Annotated in this window: 16 protein-coding genes and 1 pseudogene; 7 read left to right on the top strand and 10 right to left on the bottom strand. The window is 41.8% G+C overall.

What is annotated here, in order from left to right:
• The first annotated feature begins 86 nt into the window (after positions 1–86).
• The 3 genes from lepA to nhaA all read left to right on the top strand — a co-directional run bounded on the left by lepA (position 87) and on the right by nhaA (position 4,535).
• Positions 87–1,868: a translation elongation factor 4 gene (gene lepA / locus DW862_RS18975; protein WP_004312779.1), complete on the top strand. Its 1,782-nt coding sequence runs from the start codon at positions 87–89 to the stop codon at positions 1,866–1,868.
• A gap of 141 nt (positions 1,869–2,009) precedes the next feature.
• Positions 2,010–3,188: a hypothetical protein gene (locus DW862_RS18970; RefSeq protein ID WP_008022685.1), complete on the top strand. Its 1,179-nt coding sequence runs from the start codon at positions 2,010–2,012 to the stop codon at positions 3,186–3,188.
• 45 nt (positions 3,189–3,233) lie between these two features.
• The gene (nhaA, locus tag DW862_RS18965) at positions 3,234–4,535 is read left to right on the top strand and encodes a Na+/H+ antiporter NhaA (RefSeq protein ID WP_008643706.1); all 1,302 of its coding nucleotides are present in this window, start codon (positions 3,234–3,236) and stop codon (positions 4,533–4,535) included.
• Here nhaA and DW862_RS18960 read toward each other — a convergent pair.
• From DW862_RS18960 to DW862_RS18945, 4 genes and pseudogenes are all read right to left on the bottom strand, one after another.
• Positions 4,532–5,767, bottom strand: a complete 1,236-nt coding sequence (locus DW862_RS18960) for a DNA recombination protein RmuC (protein WP_074909194.1) — start codon at positions 5,765–5,767, stop codon at positions 4,532–4,534. The genes nhaA and DW862_RS18960 overlap by 4 nt on opposite strands.
• Positions 5,767–6,621: a type I methionyl aminopeptidase gene (gene map / locus DW862_RS18955; protein WP_087317699.1), complete on the bottom strand. Its 855-nt coding sequence runs from the start codon at positions 6,619–6,621 to the stop codon at positions 5,767–5,769. The genes DW862_RS18960 and map overlap by 1 nt, the downstream gene beginning before the upstream one ends.
• A gap of 170 nt (positions 6,622–6,791) precedes the next feature.
• Positions 6,792–6,881 (bottom strand): annotated as a pseudogene (locus tag DW862_RS26440) (DUF4858 domain-containing protein); the annotation flags it as partial.
• Between the two features lie 111 nt (positions 6,882–6,992).
• Positions 6,993–8,633 carry a B12-binding domain-containing radical SAM protein gene (locus tag DW862_RS18945; protein ID WP_120069916.1) on the bottom strand — a complete coding sequence of 547 codons (1,641 nt, stop codon included), beginning with the start codon at positions 8,631–8,633 and terminating at the stop codon, positions 6,993–6,995.
• A gap of 111 nt (positions 8,634–8,744) precedes the next feature.
• On the opposite strand from DW862_RS18945, the gene DW862_RS18940 reads away from it, so the two are divergent.
• Positions 8,745–9,158: a hypothetical protein gene (locus DW862_RS18940; RefSeq protein WP_008643698.1), complete on the top strand. Its 414-nt coding sequence runs from the start codon at positions 8,745–8,747 to the stop codon at positions 9,156–9,158.
• A 71-nt stretch (positions 9,159–9,229) separates the two neighbouring features.
• Here DW862_RS18940 and DW862_RS18935 read toward each other — a convergent pair whose 3' ends face one another.
• Positions 9,230–10,150: an RluA family pseudouridine synthase gene (locus DW862_RS18935; RefSeq protein ID WP_117683500.1), complete on the bottom strand. Its 921-nt coding sequence runs from the start codon at positions 10,148–10,150 to the stop codon at positions 9,230–9,232.
• Between the two features lie 112 nt (positions 10,151–10,262).
• On the bottom strand, positions 10,263–11,633 hold the full coding sequence (rlmD, locus tag DW862_RS18930; protein WP_256371926.1) for a 23S rRNA (uracil(1939)-C(5))-methyltransferase RlmD: 1,371 nt from the start codon (positions 11,631–11,633) through the stop codon (positions 10,263–10,265).
• A 247-nt stretch (positions 11,634–11,880) separates the two neighbouring features.
• Between rlmD and ppdK the strand changes: the two genes are divergently transcribed.
• Positions 11,881–14,601 (top strand): pyruvate, phosphate dikinase, encoded by a 2,721-nt coding sequence (gene ppdK, locus DW862_RS18920; RefSeq protein WP_015531005.1) that lies wholly within the window; start codon positions 11,881–11,883, stop codon positions 14,599–14,601.
• A 108-nt stretch (positions 14,602–14,709) separates the two neighbouring features.
• Here the strand turns inward: ppdK and DW862_RS18915 are convergent, their stop codons facing one another.
• A complete protein-coding gene (locus tag DW862_RS18915; RefSeq protein ID WP_120069912.1) occupies positions 14,710–15,273 on the bottom strand; it encodes a YdeI family protein in 564 nt (187 codons plus the stop codon).
• A 406-nt stretch (positions 15,274–15,679) separates the two neighbouring features.
• Here DW862_RS18915 and DW862_RS18910 point away from each other — a divergent pair, with 406 nt between their 5' ends.
• On the top strand, positions 15,680–16,195 hold the full coding sequence (locus tag DW862_RS18910; RefSeq protein ID WP_004313171.1) for an outer membrane beta-barrel protein: 516 nt from the start codon (positions 15,680–15,682) through the stop codon (positions 16,193–16,195).
• 196 nt (positions 16,196–16,391) lie between these two features.
• The gene (locus DW862_RS18905) at positions 16,392–16,961 is read left to right on the top strand and encodes a porin family protein (protein ID WP_004313170.1); all 570 of its coding nucleotides are present in this window, start codon (positions 16,392–16,394) and stop codon (positions 16,959–16,961) included.
• Between the two features lie 143 nt (positions 16,962–17,104).
• On the opposite strand, the gene DW862_RS18900 is transcribed toward DW862_RS18905, so the two are convergent.
• The 3 genes from DW862_RS18900 to thiH all read right to left on the bottom strand — a co-directional run bounded on the left by DW862_RS18900 (position 17,105) and on the right by thiH (position 19,597).
• Positions 17,105–17,713: a thiamine phosphate synthase gene (locus tag DW862_RS18900; protein WP_004313169.1), complete on the bottom strand. Its 609-nt coding sequence runs from the start codon at positions 17,711–17,713 to the stop codon at positions 17,105–17,107.
• Between the two features lie 62 nt (positions 17,714–17,775).
• On the bottom strand, positions 17,776–18,468 hold the full coding sequence (locus DW862_RS18895) for a HesA/MoeB/ThiF family protein (RefSeq protein ID WP_118419474.1): 693 nt from the start codon (positions 18,466–18,468) through the stop codon (positions 17,776–17,778).
• Positions 18,469–18,472: 4 nt separating this feature from the next.
• Positions 18,473–19,597: a 2-iminoacetate synthase ThiH gene (thiH, locus tag DW862_RS18890; protein WP_004313167.1), complete on the bottom strand. Its 1,125-nt coding sequence runs from the start codon at positions 19,595–19,597 to the stop codon at positions 18,473–18,475.
• Positions 19,598–19,683 lie beyond the last annotated feature (86 nt).

Genomic DNA, 19,683 nt, shown 5'->3' with positions numbered 1-19,683 from the left:
AATCATAATGTTATCAACGCATTTTTTTTTATTCCGCCATTTACGTATCTTTGCACACCAAAAAGATAAAATAATAAGAATTCAGAATGAAGAATATACGCAACTTTTGCATTATTGCTCATATTGACCACGGTAAGTCGACTTTGGCTGACCGTTTGTTGGAGTTTACACATACCATTCAGGTGACTTCCGGGCAGATGCTTGATAATATGGATCTGGAGAAGGAAAGAGGGATCACTATCAAGAGCCATGCTATCCAGATGGAATATACTTATCAGGGTGAAAAGTATATCCTTAACTTGATTGACACCCCGGGACATGTGGACTTTTCGTATGAGGTATCGCGTTCTATTGCTGCGTGTGAAGGTGCGTTGCTGATTGTCGATGCTTCCCAGGGAGTGCAGGCGCAGACGATTTCAAATCTGTATATGGCCATTGAACATGACCTTGAGATTATTCCGGTGATTAATAAATGTGACATGGCGAGCGCCAATCCCGAAGAAGTGGAAGATGAGATCGTTGAATTGTTGGGCTGCAAACGGGAGGAAGTAATCCGTGCGTCCGGCAAAACGGGGATGGGAGTGGAAGAGATACTGGCGGCTGTGATTGAGCGGATTCCTCATCCGGAAGGAGATGAAGAGGCTCCGTTGCAGGCTTTGATTTTCGACTCTGTATTTAATTCTTTCCGCGGAATTATAGCCTATTTCAAGATCGAAAACGGTATGATTCGCAAGGGAGACAAGGTGAAGTTCTTCAATACGGGAAAAGAGTATGACGCCGATGAAGTAGGGGTGTTGAAAATGGATATGGTGCCTCGTAACGAACTTCGTACGGGAGATGTAGGATATATTATTTCCGGTATCAAGACTTCCAAAGAGGTGAAAGTGGGAGATACCATTACGCATATTGCCCGTCCGTGTGAAAAGGCTATTGCCGGTTTTGAGGAAGTGAAGCCGATGGTGTTTGCCGGAGTTTATCCGATTGAAGCGGAGGATTTTGAAGATCTCCGTGCGTCTTTGGAGAAGTTGCAGTTGAATGACGCGTCTTTGACTTTCCAGCCGGAATCTTCGTTGGCTTTGGGTTTTGGCTTCCGTTGTGGTTTCCTCGGATTGCTCCACATGGAGATTGTGCAGGAGCGCTTGGACCGTGAGTTTGATATGAATGTGATTACTACGGTGCCGAACGTTTCTTACCATATATATGATAAACAAGGTAATATGAAGGAAGTGCACAACCCCGGTGGTATGCCTGACCCGACCATGATTGACCATATCGAAGAGCCGTATATCAAAGCATCTATTATTACTACTACCGATTATATCGGTCCTATCATGACGCTTTGTCTGGGTAAACGTGGTGAATTGATTAAACAGGAATATATCTCCGGTAACCGGGTGGAAATCTATTATAATATGCCTTTGGGAGAAATTGTGATTGACTTTTATGATAAGTTGAAGAGTATTTCCAAAGGGTATGCTTCGTTTGATTATCATCCGAATGGTTTCCGTACTTCTAAACTGGTGAAGTTGGATATCCTCTTGAACGGTGAGCCTGTGGATGCGCTTTCCACTTTGACGCATATTGACAATGCTTACGATATGGGACGCCGGATGTGTGAGAAGTTGAAGGAACTTATTCCGCGTCAACAGTTTGATATTGCCATTCAGGCAGCTATCGGAGCGAAGATTATTTCTCGTGAAACCATTAAGGCAGTTCGTAAGGATGTGACCGCGAAGTGTTATGGTGGCGACGTGAGCCGTAAACGTAAACTGCTTGAAAAACAGAAAAGAGGTAAAAAACGAATGAAACAAATCGGTAACGTGGAAGTGCCGCAGAAAGCCTTCCTCGCCGTACTGAAGCTGGATTAAAAAAACACTGCCGCAAGCAATTTTTCAGAGATATGTTCTGAACAAATTGACTTGCGGTTAGTTTTTAATACACCAGGTGATTGCCTTCTGTCTGCAGAGCTTTCCTTGGCAATCACTTTTTAGGAACAAACAACTATAAATATGAGAAAAGTTCTGTCTTTTTCGGGCTTCCTGATGCTGGGGCTCGTCGTTTCGCAATTCTTGCCGATGATGGCAGGGGATGGCTATGGAGCTGTTAAATCCATATCGAATGTATTGCTCTATGTATGCCTTAGTTTTATAATGATTAATGTAGGGCGTGAATTTGTTCTTGATAAGACACGGTGGAAAAGTTACGCCCAGGATTATTTTATTGCCATGGCTACGGCTGCTTTGCCGTGGTTTATGATTGCCATCTATTATGTGTTTGTATTGCTTCCACCCGATTTTTGGAATAGTTGGGAAGCCTGGAAGGAGAATTTGCTGTTGAGCCGTTTTGCCGCACCGACATCAGCCGGTATTTTGTTTACAATGTTGGCGGCTATCGGGCTAAAGTCCAGTTGGATTTATAAGAAGATACAGGTGTTGGCTATTTTCGATGATTTGGATACGATTCTTTTGATGATTCCTCTTCAGATTATGATGATCGGGCTGCGCTGGCAGTTGATTATTGTGGTGGTGATTGTGTTCCTGTTATTATCGATCGGCTGGCAAAGGCTGAATAAGTACGATTGGCGTCAGGATTGGAAGGCTATCCTCTTTTATTCAATAATCATATTTTTGACTACTCAAATTCTTTATCTCGGTAGTAAGGAATTGTATGGGGAGGAGGGAAGTATTCATATTGAAGTCCTGCTGCCTGCATTTGTGCTGGGTATGATTATGAAACATAAGGAACATGATACGCCCGTGGAACGAAAGGTTTCTACCGGAATTTCATTTTTCTTCATGTTCCTGGTGGGGATGAGTATGCCGCATTTTATTGGAGTGAACTTTGCGGAGACTCATGCAGGTGCTTATTCCGTCACCGGTTCGCAGGAGATGATGTCGTGGGGGATGATTATGTTTCATGTAGTGATTGTCTCTTTATTGTCGAATATAGGAAAGCTTTGCCCGATGTTCTTTTACCGTGACCGGAAATTAAGCGAGCGACTGGCTCTTTCTATCGGTATGTTTACCCGTGGTGAGGTAGGAGCCGGAATCATTTTCATTGCATTGGGCTATAACTTGGGTGGTCCGGCATTGGTAATTTCTGTTCTTACCTTGGTACTGAATCTGATTTTGACAGGAATTTTTGTACTTTGGGTCAAAAATCTTGCTTTAAGGAGTTATACTAATTAGAAAATTCTGTATATTGCAAAACTAATATTATAAAAACATTTCGTTATGACTATTTTGCGGACTATGCGGAACTTCTCGTCTATGAATATCACGGCGAGTATTCTTTTATTCCTGGCTGCTATCTCGGCAGCCATTATTGCGAACTCTTCTGTGGCTCCGGTATATCAGGAATTTTTGTCGCATGAACTTCATTTACAGATAGGAAATTTTAATTTGCTTTCGCATGGTGGGGAAAATCTGCGAATGATTGAGTTTATCAATGATGGTTTGATGACGATTTTCTTTTTATTGGTTGGACTGGAAATCAAACGTGAGTTATTGGTAGGTGAGCTTTCCTCTTTTCGTAAGGCGGCGTTGCCTTTCATTGCCGCTTGTGGTGGGATGTTGTTGCCTGTGATGATCTATTCGCTTATTTGTGTTCCGGGTAGTGAAGGCGGACATGGACTCGCCATTCCTATGGCTACGGATATTGCTTTTTCATTGGGGGTGTTGAGCTTATTAGGCAGCCGTGTGCCGTTGAGTTTGAAGATTTTTTTGACTGCTTTTGCGGTAGTCGATGATATTGGGGGAATTTTGGTGATCGCTCTTTTTTATAGTTCACATGTTGCCTATGGCTATCTTTTGGTAGCTATACTCTTTTATATTTTACTTTATTTTATAGGCAAGTATGGAACGACAAATAAGGTATTCTTCTTGGTGATTGGGGTGATTATCTGGTATTTATTTTTGCAATCCGGTATTCATAGCACTATTTCGGGAGTTATTCTTGCTTTTGTTATTCCCGCTAAACCTCGTCTGAATGTAGGGAAGTACATCGAAAAAATTCGTCATACCATTGCCGGTTTTCCGGCAATGCAATCTGAAAGCATTGTGCTGACTAATGAGCAAATAGCCAAGTTGAAAGAGGTCGAATCGGCTTCCGACCGTGTAATTAGTCCGTTGCAGTCATTAGAAGATAATTTGCATGGAACAGTCAATTATTTGATTCTTCCTCTTTTTGCATTTGTCAATGCCGGCGTTGTGTTTAGTGGGGGAGGCGAATTAGTGGGAGCTGTCAGTATTGCTGTTGCTGCCGGTCTGTTACTGGGAAAATTTATTGGAATATATTTCTTTACCTGGCTGGCTATAAAAATAAGATTGACTCCCATGCCTTTAGGGATGACCTGGAAGAATCTTTCCGGAGTTGCATTGTTGGGAGGTATTGGCTTTACTGTATCACTCTTTATCGCTAATCTTTCTTTTGGGGTAGACTATCCTGTATTATTGAATCAGGCCAAATTTGGTGTATTGACCGGAACCGTACTTTCCGGCTTACTGGGATATGTCGTACTTCGGATTTCGCTTTAATCTGTCGATTCATCGTCTCCATCATCTATCGGAAGAATTTTCATGCTTTCTTCATGTGGCAATTGTTCAACTTGGCGGAGTTTTCGTTCGATAGCGCGAGTCCGCTTACCCATTACTTCTTCTAGTTGGTCGCCGGCATTTTGAAGGTTTTTCTGTACTTTTTCGAGTAGTCCTCCGAATTTGCTGAATTCTGTTTTTACAGCTCCTAATACCGTCCAAACCTCTCCCGTTCGCTTTTGAATAGCTAACGTGCGGAATCCCATTTGCAGGCTATTTAGGATAGCCCCTAGTGTAGTAGGTCCTGTGACAACTATTTTGTAATCTTTTTGCAGAGTTTCTACCAGGCTTGTTCTTCGGATTACTTCGGCATAAATGCTTTCAAAAGGCAGAAACATAATGGCGAAGTCTGTGGTAAAAGGAGGATCTACATATTTGTCGTGAATGTCTTTCGCCATTTTTTTGATGGTTGTTTCCAATTGCTTGCCGGACGATTCTATCAATGCAGTATCTCCTGCTTCAAAAGCATCATAATATTGTTCGTATACATCTTTGGGAAATTTAGCGTCGATAGGCAGATAGACGGTGCTGTTCGCATCATCCTTTCCCGGAAGTTTGATTGCGAATTCAACGAATTCGGTTCCGCTTTTCTTGGTTTTCACATTAGCGTCGTATTGTTCCGGACTCATCATCTGCTCTAATAATGCTCCTAACTGAACTTCACCGAATGTGCCACGCATTTTTACATTGCTCAACACCTTCTTTAATCCGCCTACGTCTTGAGCCAGAGATTTCATTTCGCCTAGTCCTTTCTGCACATTCTCAAGTTGTGAGCGGACAATTTCAAATGATTGGCCAATGCGTTCGTTCAATGTCTTTTGCAATTTTTCTTCCACCATTGTCCTCATGTCATCCAACCTCTTTTCGGTCGATTTAATCAATGATTCCTGTTGACGGGCCATCATATCGAATTTCTGACGCTGCAGCTCTCCGTTAGTCAACATATTTTTGTGCAATACGTCTTGCAATTGCTGCATATTCTGATTCAGCGTTTGAGTCATCTCCAGGCGGAGTTCCCGGATGCTGCGATTCAGTTCTTCGCGGTTCTCCTGCATTTGTTGGCGCAAAGCTGTTTGCAGTTGTTCCGCTTGCGTTTGATTATTACCTTTTGTAAGTGACAGTATTAGTAAGACTATCACTAATGCGGCAACAACGATAAGTAAAATTAATTCCATTAATAAGTAAGAATTTCGTTTCCGTTTTCAGTAATCAGAATCATGTTTTCCCATTGGGCGGAGGGGAGGCCGTCGTCGGTGCAGACAGTCCATCCGTCGGCATCATCTATAAAGACTTCGTAGGTTCCCATGTTAATCATGGGTTCGATGGTAAAGGTCATTCCCGGTACGATCATCATGCCCGTACCCCGTCGGCCGAAATGTTCTACGTCCGGTTCCTCATGGAATTGCATCCCTACGCCATGTCCGCAGAGATCACGAACTACGCTGAAACCGTTCTTTTCTGCATGTTCCTGGATGGCGGCGCCTACATCACCCAGTTGTTTCCAGGGTTGTGCGGCGGCAATACCTATTTCCATACACTCTTTGGTGACTTGTACTAATCTTTGCATGTCAGGATTGACATCGCCAATCATAAACATACGGGATGCATCGGAGAAATATCCTTTATAAATGGTAGAAACGTCCACATTGATAATGTCTCCGCTTTTCAGAATCTCATTTTTGTTGGGAATACCGTGACAAACCACGTCGTTAATGCTTGTGCATACACTTTTAGGAAATCCTTCGTAGTTGAGTGGGGCAGGGATAGCACCGTGGCTGGTGGTGAAATCATATACCAATACATCAATCTCTTCAGTAGACATTCCTTCGCGAATATTTTCTGAAATATAGTCCAACAGTGCAGTATTGATTTTGGCACTTTCCCGAATACCTTCCAGTTGTTCGGGAGTACGGAGTACTTTACGGGGAGGAAGTTTGTAACCTTGTTTCCTGTATTTCTGTATTTTTGCTTCTATTTCTGCCGGATAATTAGAGGGGGTAAACCGGAATCCCTTGATAAAGTTCTTCATTATGATAGCATATTTAATCGTATGACAAAGGTACGAGAATAAATGGAAAATATGCTTTCTTGTTTTCTAAAACTTTCTTATATCGTTGGTTATCTCGATAGAATCTACCATTCGTATGAAATACTGATTTGAGGTACCCATTCCTATCTTTTTCGTATAGTATTATATTGTGAGTCGTGTTTGCTCCATTCTTGCCCTGCTGCGGATAAGGGGAACAATAATAAATAAAGAATATTCAATTGATATTTCCGAATGTCCATACACTATGCTAGTAAAGTTTATTGTATGGACGGTGAAAAACAGGATATGCTGCTTTGAACGATTAGTGAATAGTAATTATTTCACATAATATGGGAATACTTTTCTTTTGTTTATGATAGTTTTCTAGCTTTGAAAACGGGTTGTATCTTCTGAATTTCCGATTCAAAGCCAAACCAGTAGCCATGTCCTTCTTCATCGACAGGGAGGAAACATAGTCGTAGATTTTCGCGGTATGCACCGTATACTACTTCCCAACTTTCAGGAGGTAACTGTCTTTTGGTTCTTACTTTTTCTGCCGGAGCTTTTTTTAATGACATACCTGCTTCTATCCATGCAATACTGACTTGTGTCAGGTAGTCGGGATAATGATTCTTGCAGAAATCATAAAGGATTAATCCTCTTCTTTCCAGACTAAGAGGAGTGTCGATGACATCTGTCCGGACCAGATGGTCGAGTAGGTCATGTATGAAATGGGGGTTCTCCAAAATTAGTATACGGGTGATATTTCGCCAGGTAGGAGTGTTATAGAAACCGTCTAACAGGCGTGACAGATAATGGGCTGTTTGTAACTCATCTACCGTGATTTCACGGGTTTGAAGTACTTCGTATGGAGGAAGTGGAGAATACTGTATACCTAATTCATCCGCTCTTCTTCGCATTTCGGTGCCCGGAAGTAATTTCAGAGATTCCAGTTGGATTTCTCTTGCGCCATACTCGGTTAAGGTACGGACGTCATCGAAAATCTCTGATAGATGGTAGAGTGGGAGTCCGGCTATCAAGTCGGCATGAGTTTCCATGTTTTCAAGTGAACATAGATAGTGGAGTCCGGCCAAAGCATCGGAGAGTTTTCCTATTCTTCGACTTTGTTCAAGCACGTTTTCCCGAAGGCTTTGGATACCGGCTTCCAGGTGCAGCAGACCTTTAGGCAGAGTGGCTAATTCCTGTTTGAGTTCATCGGAAAGTAGTGCCGGATGAATTTCCAGATGGAAACAGATGTCCGGGTATTCACGGAATAAGTTTAATAGCTCTTTTGCCCGTTTATTATTGTAATTGAAAGTACGATCCAGTACTCGCACGTTTTTGATTCCGTGTTCGTGTATCACGTCGAGACGTTCTTTGATTGCTTCGAGAGATAAGGTACGAACCGGCTTTTCACCTCCACTGACACAAAAAGCACAGGTGTTAAAACATCCCCGGGTAGTTTCTAACTGCACAAATGGTTTGCTCCAATTGAAGAAACGGCTTTTTTCGGGAGGAACCAATTCAGAAAAGTTCATGACACGGGCAAGTCCGTTGTCCTGATATTCTCCTGATTCATTCAGGTAACAAAGTCCTGTGATTGATTTCCATTCCTTTCTTGGCTGATTCCACACTTTTAACCATAATGGAAATACTTCTTCGCCTTCTCCGCGAAACACTCCGCTTACAAATTTGTTCTTATATAAGAAAGCTTCATTATCTCCTAAAAACTCGGGACCTCCGAGTATAACACAGCAGTGAGGTAGTAATGCTTTTGCGCGTGAAACGATGTGCAGGAGTTGCTCATGATTGAATAGCCAATTGGTAGCTGCAATGATATCCGGTTGATGGCGGTAGATTTGATTGACGACACTGCCGGTGTTTTCATTGATCGTGGCGGAAACCGTACACCATTCAATGTCTGTATTATTTGCTATTTGGGCATGTAAGGCAGGTAATGCCAACGAAGAATGAGCGTACGAACTATTTAAATCAAGCCAAAGAAGTTTCATGCGGAAATTTTAATATTATCTTCGCAAAGGTACAAAAAACTTGTGGCTTGTGATGTATAGTAAATAAAAAACGCTAATTTTGTATTAATAAACGCAATAAACTAGAGAATTATGGAAATGATAAAGAAATATGCGGGTATCTTGATGATGCTGACTTTATTGGTTGGCTTTACTTCGTGTGAAAGTGAGGACGAGACAGAATTTAATCTGCCTGGTGAGTGGTATACGAATGAAGAAATTGATTTCGGGGCATATACCTGGGGAAGAGGTACGCTTATGACTTTTAACGCGAGAAATCAAGGAACAATTGGTTCTGCCGGTGATCCGAATTATTTGGTTTTTGAGTGGAGATGGATTGATGGAGGATATAATTCAATGGAATTATATTTTTATGGTGATGGCACTTATGCCTATATTTGGGGTGCGGAAGCTACCGATAGAACCTTTAGTGGAACATGGTATAATAATTGGCGGGATTTTAGGGATAGAATAGATGGACAGCCATTCTATATGCGTCGTCAATAAAACAGTGATAAAGATTAAAAATAAAGCCAGAGTCAATCATGATTCTGGCTTTGTTTTTTGAATATAGGAATTTATTTTTTCAAAAACAACTTCTTAAATTCCGCTGGGTAAGGCGTCTCGAACTCCATTAAATCTCCCGTTACCGGATGATAGAAACAAAGTTTGAAGGCATGGAGTGCTAGGCGTCCGATAGGGTTGGGAGAATCTTCTCTTCCATATCTTCCGTCGCCAATAATAGGATGGCCTAAATCCTGCATGTGTACACGAATCTGATTCTTTCGGCCAGTTTCCAAATCGAGTTCCAACAGAGAATATCCGTTAGCGCGTTTGATTGTCTTATAGTGGGTAATAGATTTTGATCCACCGTCATCGTATTCACTGGAACTTACGTAAAGTGTTTTATCAGTCAGCCAGGAAACGACTGTATCATAATCTTTTTCCATACTACCTTCCACTACGGCTACATATCGGCGGTCGGTCACTATCTCATGCCAGTTGTCGCGTAGCGTCCGCTGCGTTTTTTCATCTTTGGCAAACATCATCAGACCGGAAGTATCTCTATCTAAGCGGTGAACGATAAACACACGGAATTGACGTCCGGAGCGTTGCACATATTCATTCAGTATCGTGTAGGCAGTGCGCTCTTTCTGACGCTCTGTATTGACGGATAGAAGCCCTTGCATCTTTTCGACGACAATGATATAGGCGTCTTCATATACAATCTTCAGTAATCTGTTATTAAATTCTTTCTTTCCCTTTTGCTTGCTGATTTGCACTTTCATGCCCGCTTCAAGGGGGAAGTTGAATTGCGTGGTTATCACATTATCAACAAACACGACCCGCTTGCTTAACAACGATTTTAATTTCGTGCGACTTGCATCCGGCATCTTGGCAGCCAGGAACTCCATTAATTCCATGGGTTCTTTGACTGCATAATTGGTATATTGAGCACGTGCTTTTTCGGCAGGAGTTCTTCTAGGTCTTTTTTCCATTTCTTTTTTCTTTTGAGAATTTATTTTTCACCACAGATTACACAGATTAGCACAGATTTTTATTACTGATTATTATAATCTGTGTTAATCTGTGTAATCTGTGGTGAACTCTTTATCGAAGTTCCAGCAACACCACATTTTCTACGTGGTGAGTGTGAGGGAACATATCTACGGGTTGAACGGCCTTCACCTTATACTTTTCATCCAGTAATTGCAGATCCCGCGCTTGAGTAGCAGGATTACAACTTACATATACAATTCGTTTCGGTTCCGCAAACAAAATGACATCAATCACATCCTGGTGCATACCGGCACGGGGAGGGTCTGTGATGATTACGTCGGGGCGCCCATGCTGATTGATGAAATCCTGCGTCAGCATATCTTTCATGTCACCGGCATAAAAAATTGCGTTCTTGATATCATTGATTTCTGCATTCACCTTTGCGTCTTCAATAGCTTCCGGCACGTATTCGATACCAATCACCTGACGGGCTTGGCGTGAAACGAAATTGGCAATTGTTCCTGTTCCTGTATAAAGGTCATATACCAGTTCGTTTCCTGTTAATCCGGCAAAGTTACGGGCTATCTTATATAAATTATAAGCCTGTTCCGAGTTAGTCTGATAGAATGATTTCGGGCCGACCTTGAAACGTAGTCCTTCCATCTCTTCAAAGATGTGATCTTTCCCTTTAAATACGTGAACGTCTAAATCGTTGATGGTATCGTTGCACTTATTATTAATAATGTATAGAAGAGAAGTGATTTCGGGGAAAGAGTCCGCTATGAATTGGAGTAATTGCTTGAACAGTTCCATTTCGTGATCTTCCGTAATCTTGCAAATGACGATTACCATCAGTTCTCCTGTGGAAGATGTGCGTATAATCATATTCCGCAGCATACCTTCCTGTGTGCGCAGATTGATGAAAGAATAATCGTGTTCGTAAGCGTAGTCACGTACTGCGTTCCGGATGCGGTTGGATATATCATCCTGCAACCAGCATTTCTCAATAGCCAGTACTTTGTCGAATGCTCCCGGAATGTGGAAACCTACCGCATTCATCTGATCGTATTTCACGTCCTGACGAACTTCCTCGTTTGTCAACCAGCGCTTATTTGAAAAGGTGAATTCCAGTTTGTTCCTGTAAAACTCCGTTTTGTCAGAACCGAGAATCGGAGAAATCTCGGGAAGTTCGATCTTTCCGATACGTCTCAAATTATCTTCCACTTGCTTTTGCTTATATCTGATTTGCTCTGAATAGGGGAGCACTTGCCACTTGCAGCCACCGCATACGCCATAATGTTGGCAGAAAGGAACAGCGCGATTGGGCGACAGCTCGTGAAACTTCACCGCTTCAGCTTCGGCATATTTATTCTTTTTACGCTTGATTTGCAGGTCTACAACATCACCCGGCACTACATAGGGAACAAAAATCACCAGGTCGTCTACTTTTGCTATGGCTTTTCCTTCGGCAGCCACATCCATGATTGTTACCTTCTCCAATAAGGGAAGCTCTTTTTTCTTTCTTGCCACTTTTACACCAGTCTAATAATTACTTTGCAAAAGTAGGTATTTTTTTTGGAAAAAATTCGGGTATACAGAAATATTCCGGATTGTAATGTCGAAATTGCATTTTGATAGAAAGTTTTTTCGCAAAAAGTTTTCAAGTTTGCGAAATATCCTTAGATTTGCGAACAGAAAAAAATCATAATGTAACTTTAAACACAATATTATGGATAAAAAAAGAGTTTATACCTTTGGTAATGGTCAGGCAGAAGGAAAGGCTGACATGAAGAATTTGCTCGGTGGTAAGGGAGCCAACCTTGCTGAAATGAATTTAATCGGAATTCCTGTCCCTCCCGGATTCACAATAACTACAGATGTTTGTACGGAATACAATACGTTAGGACGTGATAAAGTGGTTGAGTTGCTGAAAGATGAAGTTGTAAAAGCGATCGCTCATGTGGAAGCGTTGATGAAATCTAAATTCGGTGATGTTGAAAATCCTTTGTTGGTATCTGTACGTTCCGGTGCACGCGCATCTATGCCGGGTATGATGGATACGATCCTGAACCTCGGATTGAATGATGAAGTGGTGGAAGGTATTATCCGTAAAACGGGTAATGCACGTTTTGCATGGGACTCTTATCGTCGTTTTGTACAGATGTACGGTGACGTTGTGTTGGGCATGAAGCCTACCAATAAAGATGATATTGACCCGTTCGAAGCTATCATCGAAGAGGTGAAGAAAGCGAAAGGGGTAGAACTGGATAACGAGTTGAAAGTGGAAGACTTGCAGGAACTCGTAAAGAAATTCAAGGCCGCTGTAAAAGAACAGACCGGAAAAGATTTCCCGACTTGTGCATACGAACAACTTTGGGGAGCTATCTGTGCTGTATTTGATTCATGGATGAATGAACGCGCTATTCTTTATCGTAAGATGGAAGGTATACCTGATGAATGGGGTACAGCTGTCAATGTACAGGCTATGGTGTTCGGTAATATGGGTGATACATCGGCTACAGGTGTTTGTTTCTCACGAGATGCCGGTACAGGCGAAGATCTTTTCAATGGTGAATACCTGATTAACGCACAAGGTGAAGATGTAGTGGCAGGTATCCGTACTCCACAGCAGATCACTAAGATTGGTTCTCAACGTTGGGCTGTATTGGCTGGCATTACCGAAGATGTTCGTGCTGCTAAATTCCCTTCAATGGAAGAAGCAATGCCGGAAATCTATAAAGAACTGGATGCTCTTCAGACTAAACTGGAAAATCATTATAAAGATATGCAGGACATGGAGTTCACCGTACAGGAAGGTAAACTCTGGTTCCTCCAGACACGTAACGGTAAGCGTACAGGTGCTGCCATGGTAAAGATTGCTATGGACTTGCTCCGTCAGGGTATGATTGACGAAAAGACTGCTTTGATGCGCGTGGAACCGAATAAACTTGATGAATTGCTCCACCCTGTATTCGATAAGGATGCTTTGAAGAAAGCCAAAGTGTTGACCCGTGGTCTTCCGGCTTCTCCGGGTGCTGCAACCGGTCAGATCGTATTCTTTGCTGATGACGCTGCCGAATGGCATGCTGCCGGTAAACGTGTGGTGATGGTGCGTATCGAAACTTCTCCAGAAGACTTGGCCGGTATGGCAGTGGCCGAAGGTATTCTTACGGCTCGTGGAGGTATGACTTCTCACGCGGCTGTTGTGGCTCGTGGTATGGGTAAATGCTGCGTATCGGGTGCAGGTGCATTGAACATTGATTATAAAAACCGTACGGTAGAGATTGATGGTGTGTTGCTGAAAGAAGGTGACTATATCTCTTTGAACGGAAGTACAGGTGTAGTATATAATGGTAAGGTAGAAACGAAAGCTGCAGAGCTTTCCGGCGACTTTGCCGAATTGATGACACTGGCTGATAAATATACTCGTTTGCAGGTACGTACCAATGCGGACACTCCTCATGATGCGGAAGTTGCACGTAACTTCGGTGCAGTAGGTATCGGCCTTTGCCGTACAGAACACATGTTCTTCGAAGGCGAAAAGATCAAAGCAATGCGTGAAATGATCCTGGCGGAAAATGCAGAAGGACGTCGGAAAGCATTGGCTAAGATTCTTCCATATCAACAAGAAGACTTCAAAGGTATCTTTAAAGCAATGGCTGGTTGCCCGGTAACCGTTCGTTTGCTTGATCCTCCTTTGCATGAGTTCGTTCCTCACGATTTGAAGGGACAGCAAGAAATGGCGGATACGATGGGTGTAAGCCTGCAATATATCCAGCAACGTGTAGAATCACTGTGTGAACATAACCCGATGTTGGGTCACCGTGGTTGCCGTTTAGGAAATACTTATCCTGAAATTACACAGATGCAGACACGTGCAATTTTGGGTGCTGCATTGGAACTGAAGAAAGAAGGAGTGGAAACTCATCCGGAAATCATGGTTCCGTTAACCGGTATCTTGTATGAATTCAAGGAGCAGGAAAATGTGATTCGCTCGGAAGCTAAGAAATTGTTTGAGGAAGTAGGAGATAGTATTGACTTCAAAGTAGGTACAATGATCGAGATCCCGCGTGCTGCTTTGACTGCCGACCGTATTGCTTCTTCTGCCGAGTTCTTCTCATTCGGTACAAATGACTTGACGCAGATGACCTTCGGTTATTCTCGTGATGATATAGCTTCTTTCCTTCCTGTTTATCTGGAAAAGAAGATTTTGAAAGTAGACCCGTTCCAGGTTCTCGACCAGAATGGTGTGGGACAGCTGGTACGTATGGCGACAGAAAAAGGCCGTGCTATCCGTCCGGATTTGAAATGTGGTATCTGTGGTGAACATGGTGGTGAGCCTTCTTCTGTGAAGTTCTGTCACCGGGTAGGTTTGAACTACGTTAGTTGTTCTCCATTTAGAGTGCCGATTGCCAGACTGGCGGCGGCGCAGGCAGCGATAGAAGGATAGTCAAATACGCTGGTTAGGTACTTAACTATCTGATAAATAGACTGTAAATACTTGCGAAAGTATTTGCAGTCTATTTTATTTTAGATTATCATTGATTTTTAGTTGGGATTAATAGTATTTCTCAATTCCACCAAATCCTCTGATTTTTTTATTTTCTTTCGTTTTATTGATAAAGTTGTTTAATCGCTTCTCAAATTCTTCAGGTCGTTTTCTGGCTGCTTCAATGTATGCAATTCGGATACGTTTATATGCGTCGGAAAAATGGAGATAATTTTCCCATATTGTCTTATCTTCCTTCAATCTTTCAATTATATCATTGGGGAAAATGAAAGGATCAGACAATACATTTCGTATTTTATCTTCAAATTTGGGGTGTATCATTTTATTTTCCAATAGCCACTTAAGTCTTTCTTTGTTAGCTTGTGAATAGGTACTTTTAGGGTTTCTGGGTGTGAAATGCTGAATTTTATGTTCTTTGTCGAGCGATTTTATTGTACTGTCAATCCACTCGAAACAAAGGGCTTCTTCAACAGCGTCGTTGTATGTGATACTTTTTTCGCCTGAAGACTTGCTGGGAAATACAAACCAAACTTCATTGGCAGTCTCAAAGTTGTCATTCAACCACTTTCGCCAATCTTTTCTGTTCTCGAAATACTTTATTTCTATTGACATAACCAATCGTTTAAACTAACTGTTTTATTGCCTTTACTTTCATAATAACGAAGCATTTTACACTATACAATGTCAGTCAAGCGCGTCTGTGTCTGATGGCTGAAAGGCTTACCACCCGTCAAAGATACTAAATCTTAAAGAAACAGTCCTCATTACTTCTTAAATCCTTTGGCTTATTATGGTATGACAACACTCACTACATGCAATATATTTGAATAAGAATCGATAGCTAGAATTTTGTGTTGCCATATAATATGATGTACAGAGTCTCCGTTAAACATTTATTTGGTGTTTATTATAAAAAACTAACTAAATGCTTGTTTGTTCATAAAAACTGCTTTACATTTGCACCCAGAAATCAATCGACCGAATTGGGGTCTAACGTTTAATTAAAAAAACAAAGAAAATGAAAAAGGGTTTATTATTGGTAGTTGTGATGTTAGCAACTATCGCTGTAAAAGCACAGGACATTTACGTAGGCGGATCTTTGAACGTTTGGCGTAACAGCACAGGCAACACTACTTCTTTTAAAATTGCTCCGGAAATCGGATACAACTTTAATGAAACATGGGCGCTGGGTGCTGAATTAGACTATTCACACAATTATGATGGAGGAGTGACTAAAAATTCAGTATTTGTAGCTCCGTACATTCGTTGGTCTTACTGCGAAACAGGTGCTGTTCGTTTGTTCTTGGACGGAACTGCTGCTGTTGGTTTCGTGAAAGTTAAAGACGGAGACACTAGCAAAGCAGGACAAGTGGGACTTAGACCGGGTATTGCTGTTAAATTGAATGATCACTTCTCTTTTATTGCCAAGTATGGTTTCCTGGGATATCGTAGAAATATAAACACTCTTGGAGATTCTTTTGGTCTTCAACTTACTAGCGAAGACCTTTCAATTGGTTTCCACTACGCATTCTGATAAGAAGAAAAGTAATTCAACAAAATAGGAAAGGGAGTTCTCAAAAATAGGGAATTCCCTTTTTTTATGTATAATCTCTATAAATTACGCACTTGTTAACGAAAAAGTTGTTTAATACAAATTACAATTATACATTTGCATTGTTAAACAATAAGGTCAATAAAAACCTTTAGTATTAATTTAAAACTTTAAAATTATGAAGAAGAGTGTTTTGTTTGTTTTATTTGCGCTGATTTCAGTAGCAGGTTTTTCTCAAATTACAGGTTGGAATGCCAAGGTAGGTATGAACATCAGTAATTACACTGGAGATACTGATATGAATGCTAAGATTGGTTTCAAACTTGGTGGAGGTTTTGAATATGCTTTTAATGATACATGGTCATTGCAGCCTTCATTATACCTGACTAGCAAAGGTGCCAAAAAAGATGAATTGACTATCAACGCTTATTATTTGGAATTACCTGTAATGGCTGCTGCTCGTTTTAATGTTGCAGACAATACTAATCTTGTGGTTAATGCAGGTCCTTATTTGGCATGTGGAATTGCAGGAAAATCGAAAATGGATATGGGTAATGTAGAGTATAAGGAAGATACGTTTGGTGACGATGCTTTGAAGCGTTTTGATGCAGGTCTTGGTGTAGGAGTTGCATTGGAATTTGGTAAAATCATTGCAGGCTTGGAAGGTCAGTTCGGTTTAGTTGACGTACAAAAAGTTGGTAATCCTAAAAACATGAACTTTTCTATTGTTGTAGGATATAAGTTCTGATAAGAAAACACTGAAAAAATAGAGAGCCGTTGCAGAAGGTAATTCGCAACGGCTTTTTAATATTTCATGATTGGGAAAAACACTTCTCTTATTGGATAAAATGAGGAAGCATAACCAGTTAGTTTTATGATCGGTTATATTTATTAATCTGATAGTTTCTTCAGCTTTTTGAAATGCTCGATTACGGCTAAATAATTTTGGTCCTGACAAGCGTCGAATCTATTCCAGAGATCTCCTAAGACAACAGCCCCTCCGAAACCGAAATCCTTAATCTCCAATAAATTGTCTTCATTGATACCTCCCAATGCCATCACTTTCGAGTCGATAATCTTGGCTCTTTGTGCTTCGCGTAACTCTTCGGCAGTGTATGTTGAATAGTAATTCACTTTAGAGATACTGTCATAGATAGGGCTCATAAAAACATAGTCGTAAAAGTGCTTTCTGTTTTTTACCTCCTCCACTGAATGGCAGGAACAACTGATATGACCATAATAATCATGCGGTTCTTTGGGGTTACGTGCATTCAGGTGGATTCCCATCAGGTTGAATTCTTCTTTCAGATAAAAATGCTCATGTGTAACGATGCGACGGTGATATTTATCCGGAATAAGTGTCAATAGCCGTTCCGAATACATAGCCGGAGTCTCCGGCTTCCTAAGATGTAGGACATCCAGCCCCTCTTCGAAAAGAGCGGTAATAATCTTATCTTCTTCGACGAAGAAAGTAGGGGTGGTAACTACAATTAGTTTCATTTCTTTTGTTAAAATTGGATTGTTTAGCAAAGTTACTAATTAACTATGTCAGAAACCAACCTTTATAGTGAAAATTTGTTAGATTGCAGTGTCCGCAGGTCAATTGTCCATAGTTCGCCGGCTAAAACATCACCAAAACCACAGATTATTTTCAGTACTTCCGTAGCTTCAATGCTCCCTACAATGGCAGGAGTAACCCCCATCACTCCTTTGGGTGGAGGAGGCATCCGTTGCATTTCTTCTTCATCGGGATAAAGATCCCGGTAGTTTTTCTTTTGATTTCCGTAGTTGAACACAGAAACCTGTCCTTCAAAACCGCAGATAGCACCATATACGTAGGGCTTTTTCTGTGCAATGCAAATGTCGTTAATCAGGTAGCGGGTGGCAAAGTTGTCGCAGCCATCCACCACTATATCATATTCCTGAATGATATCATACGCATTGTCTTTCGTCAGCCGGGCAGCGTAGGGGTGTATTTCGATCTCACTGTTAAGAGCGGAGAGCCGTTCCGCAGCACAGATAGCTTTGGGTTTACCTAACCCCTTTTCGGAATAGAGCACTTGTCGTTGCAGGTTGGTGACGCTTACTAAGTCATCATCTACCAGCCCCAGGCATCCCACACCAGCACCTGCCAGGTAGAGAGCGATGGGAGAGCCCAGCCCTCCCACGCCTACAATAAGCACTTTGGCTTCCTGCAGTTTCTTCTGACCTTCTTCTCCGACTTCGGGAAGTATAATTTGTCTGTCGTATCGCATCTGTTTATCTTTTAAAATCAAAAGACTGATCCCAATCTTTCCAGACGGGTTCACGACCCAGTTTTTTCAAATCACGTTCCACTTCAACCGCCTTTCGCTCATCACTTACGTGAAATTGTTCCAGGGTTTGAGGATAACTGAAATATCCTCCCGGTTCAGTTTTACTTTCCGCACTCATGGTGGTTACGCCAAGTGTTGCCATGTGGTTTCGGATTTCTGCGCTCTCACGGGTAGAATAAGAGATATCTACATCATGGTCGAAGATTCGCATGGCGAATGTAAGTTGGGCGAGTTCCCGGTCATTCATGACTACATTCGGCTGGAATCCGCCGTTTTCAGACGGGCGCATACGCGGGAAGTTTACGCTGTATTTCGTTTTCCAGTAATGTTTCTGTAAATAACGCAGATGATAAGCCATCATCGTTACGTCGGTTCGCCATTCCTCCAGGCCGATCAGGACACCCATACCAATCTTGTGTACACCTGCCTGTCCCATGCGGTCGAAGCCGTTTACACGCCATTCGAATTTTGACTTCATGCCTCTTGGATGATACGTTTTGTAATTTGCTTTATGGTAAGTCTCTTGAAAACAGATCACTCCGTTCAGGCCATGATTGGTTAGCTCCTTGTATTCTTCCGCTTTAAGAGGCATTACTTCAATTTGCAGGTTGCTGAAATAAGGCTTTGCCAAATCCAACGCCCGGGCAATGTATGGGACACCTGCTGCGGCCGGGTTTTCACCGGTTACAAGCAGTAGATTCTCAAAAGGAGCCAACCGTTTGATGGCTTTGTATTCATTGACAATCTCTTCCTCTGTCAATATCGTTCTCTTCATCGGATTGCTGATGTGAAAACCGCAATAGACACAGGAATTGGTACATGAATTAGTCAGGTAGAGCGGTACAAACATAGAGATTGTCTTACCGAACCGTTCCATTGTATATTTCTGACTAAGGCGTGCCATCACTTCCAGATAAGGAGTGGCGGCAGGTGAAATCAGCGCCATAAAGTCGTTGACATCCAGATGCTCTTTTTTACCCAACGCACGGCGTACGTCAGCATCTGTTTTGGAATAGATGGCTTTTGTCGTCTCTTCCCAGGATATTTTTTCTAATTCGTCTGAGAACATTTTATTCAATTATAAATTAAAAATTGAAAATTAAAATGAGGGGAGAGAGGTAGGTCAGTGGCCCGACGTTTTGTTTCTCCCCACTC

Origin of the sequence: Bacteroides sp. AM37-9, assembly GCF_003603455.1 — a bacterium.
GTDB classification, from domain to species: domain Bacteria; phylum Bacteroidota; class Bacteroidia; order Bacteroidales; family Bacteroidaceae; genus Bacteroides; species Bacteroides xylanisolvens.
Note: the sequence above shows the minus strand (reverse complement) of the source record. Positions and strands in the feature narration are given on the sequence as shown.

What these genes read in the sequence shown, in the direction of transcription:
- DW862_RS18970 (WP_008022685.1), top strand. Translation starts at nt 2,010, where the DNA reads ATGAGAAAAGTTCTGTCTTTTTCGGGCTTCCTGATGCTGGGGCTCGTC.
- map (WP_087317699.1), bottom strand. Translation starts at nt 6,621, where the DNA reads ATGAAGAACTTTATCAAGGGATTCCGGTTTACCCCCTCTAATTATCCG.
- DW862_RS18900 (WP_004313169.1), bottom strand. Translation starts at nt 17,713, where the DNA reads ATGAAACTAATTGTAGTTACCACCCCTACTTTCTTCGTCGAAGAAGAT.
- rlmD (WP_256371926.1), bottom strand. Translation starts at nt 11,633, where the DNA reads ATGGATGTGGCTGCCGAAGGAAAAGCCATAGCAAAAGTAGACGACCTG.
- ppdK (WP_015531005.1), top strand. Translation starts at nt 11,881, where the DNA reads ATGGATAAAAAAAGAGTTTATACCTTTGGTAATGGTCAGGCAGAAGGA.
- DW862_RS18895 (WP_118419474.1), bottom strand. Translation starts at nt 18,468, where the DNA reads ATGCGATACGACAGACAAATTATACTTCCCGAAGTCGGAGAAGAAGGT.
- DW862_RS18935 (WP_117683500.1), bottom strand. Translation starts at nt 10,150, where the DNA reads ATGGAAAAAAGACCTAGAAGAACTCCTGCCGAAAAAGCACGTGCTCAA.
- DW862_RS18910 (WP_004313171.1), top strand. Translation starts at nt 15,680, where the DNA reads ATGAAAAAGGGTTTATTATTGGTAGTTGTGATGTTAGCAACTATCGCT.
- DW862_RS18945 (WP_120069916.1), bottom strand. Translation starts at nt 8,633, where the DNA reads ATGAAACTTCTTTGGCTTGATTTAAATAGTTCGTACGCTCATTCTTCG.
- DW862_RS18960 (WP_074909194.1), bottom strand. Translation starts at nt 5,767, where the DNA reads ATGGAATTAATTTTACTTATCGTTGTTGCCGCATTAGTGATAGTCTTA.
- DW862_RS18940 (WP_008643698.1), top strand. Translation starts at nt 8,745, where the DNA reads ATGGAAATGATAAAGAAATATGCGGGTATCTTGATGATGCTGACTTTA.
- thiH (WP_004313167.1), bottom strand. Translation starts at nt 19,597, where the DNA reads ATGTTCTCAGACGAATTAGAAAAAATATCCTGGGAAGAGACGACAAAA.
- nhaA (WP_008643706.1), top strand. Translation starts at nt 3,234, where the DNA reads ATGACTATTTTGCGGACTATGCGGAACTTCTCGTCTATGAATATCACG.
- DW862_RS18915 (WP_120069912.1), bottom strand. Translation starts at nt 15,273, where the DNA reads ATGTCAATAGAAATAAAGTATTTCGAGAACAGAAAAGATTGGCGAAAG.
- lepA (WP_004312779.1), top strand. Translation starts at nt 87, where the DNA reads ATGAAGAATATACGCAACTTTTGCATTATTGCTCATATTGACCACGGT.
- DW862_RS18905 (WP_004313170.1), top strand. Translation starts at nt 16,392, where the DNA reads ATGAAGAAGAGTGTTTTGTTTGTTTTATTTGCGCTGATTTCAGTAGCA.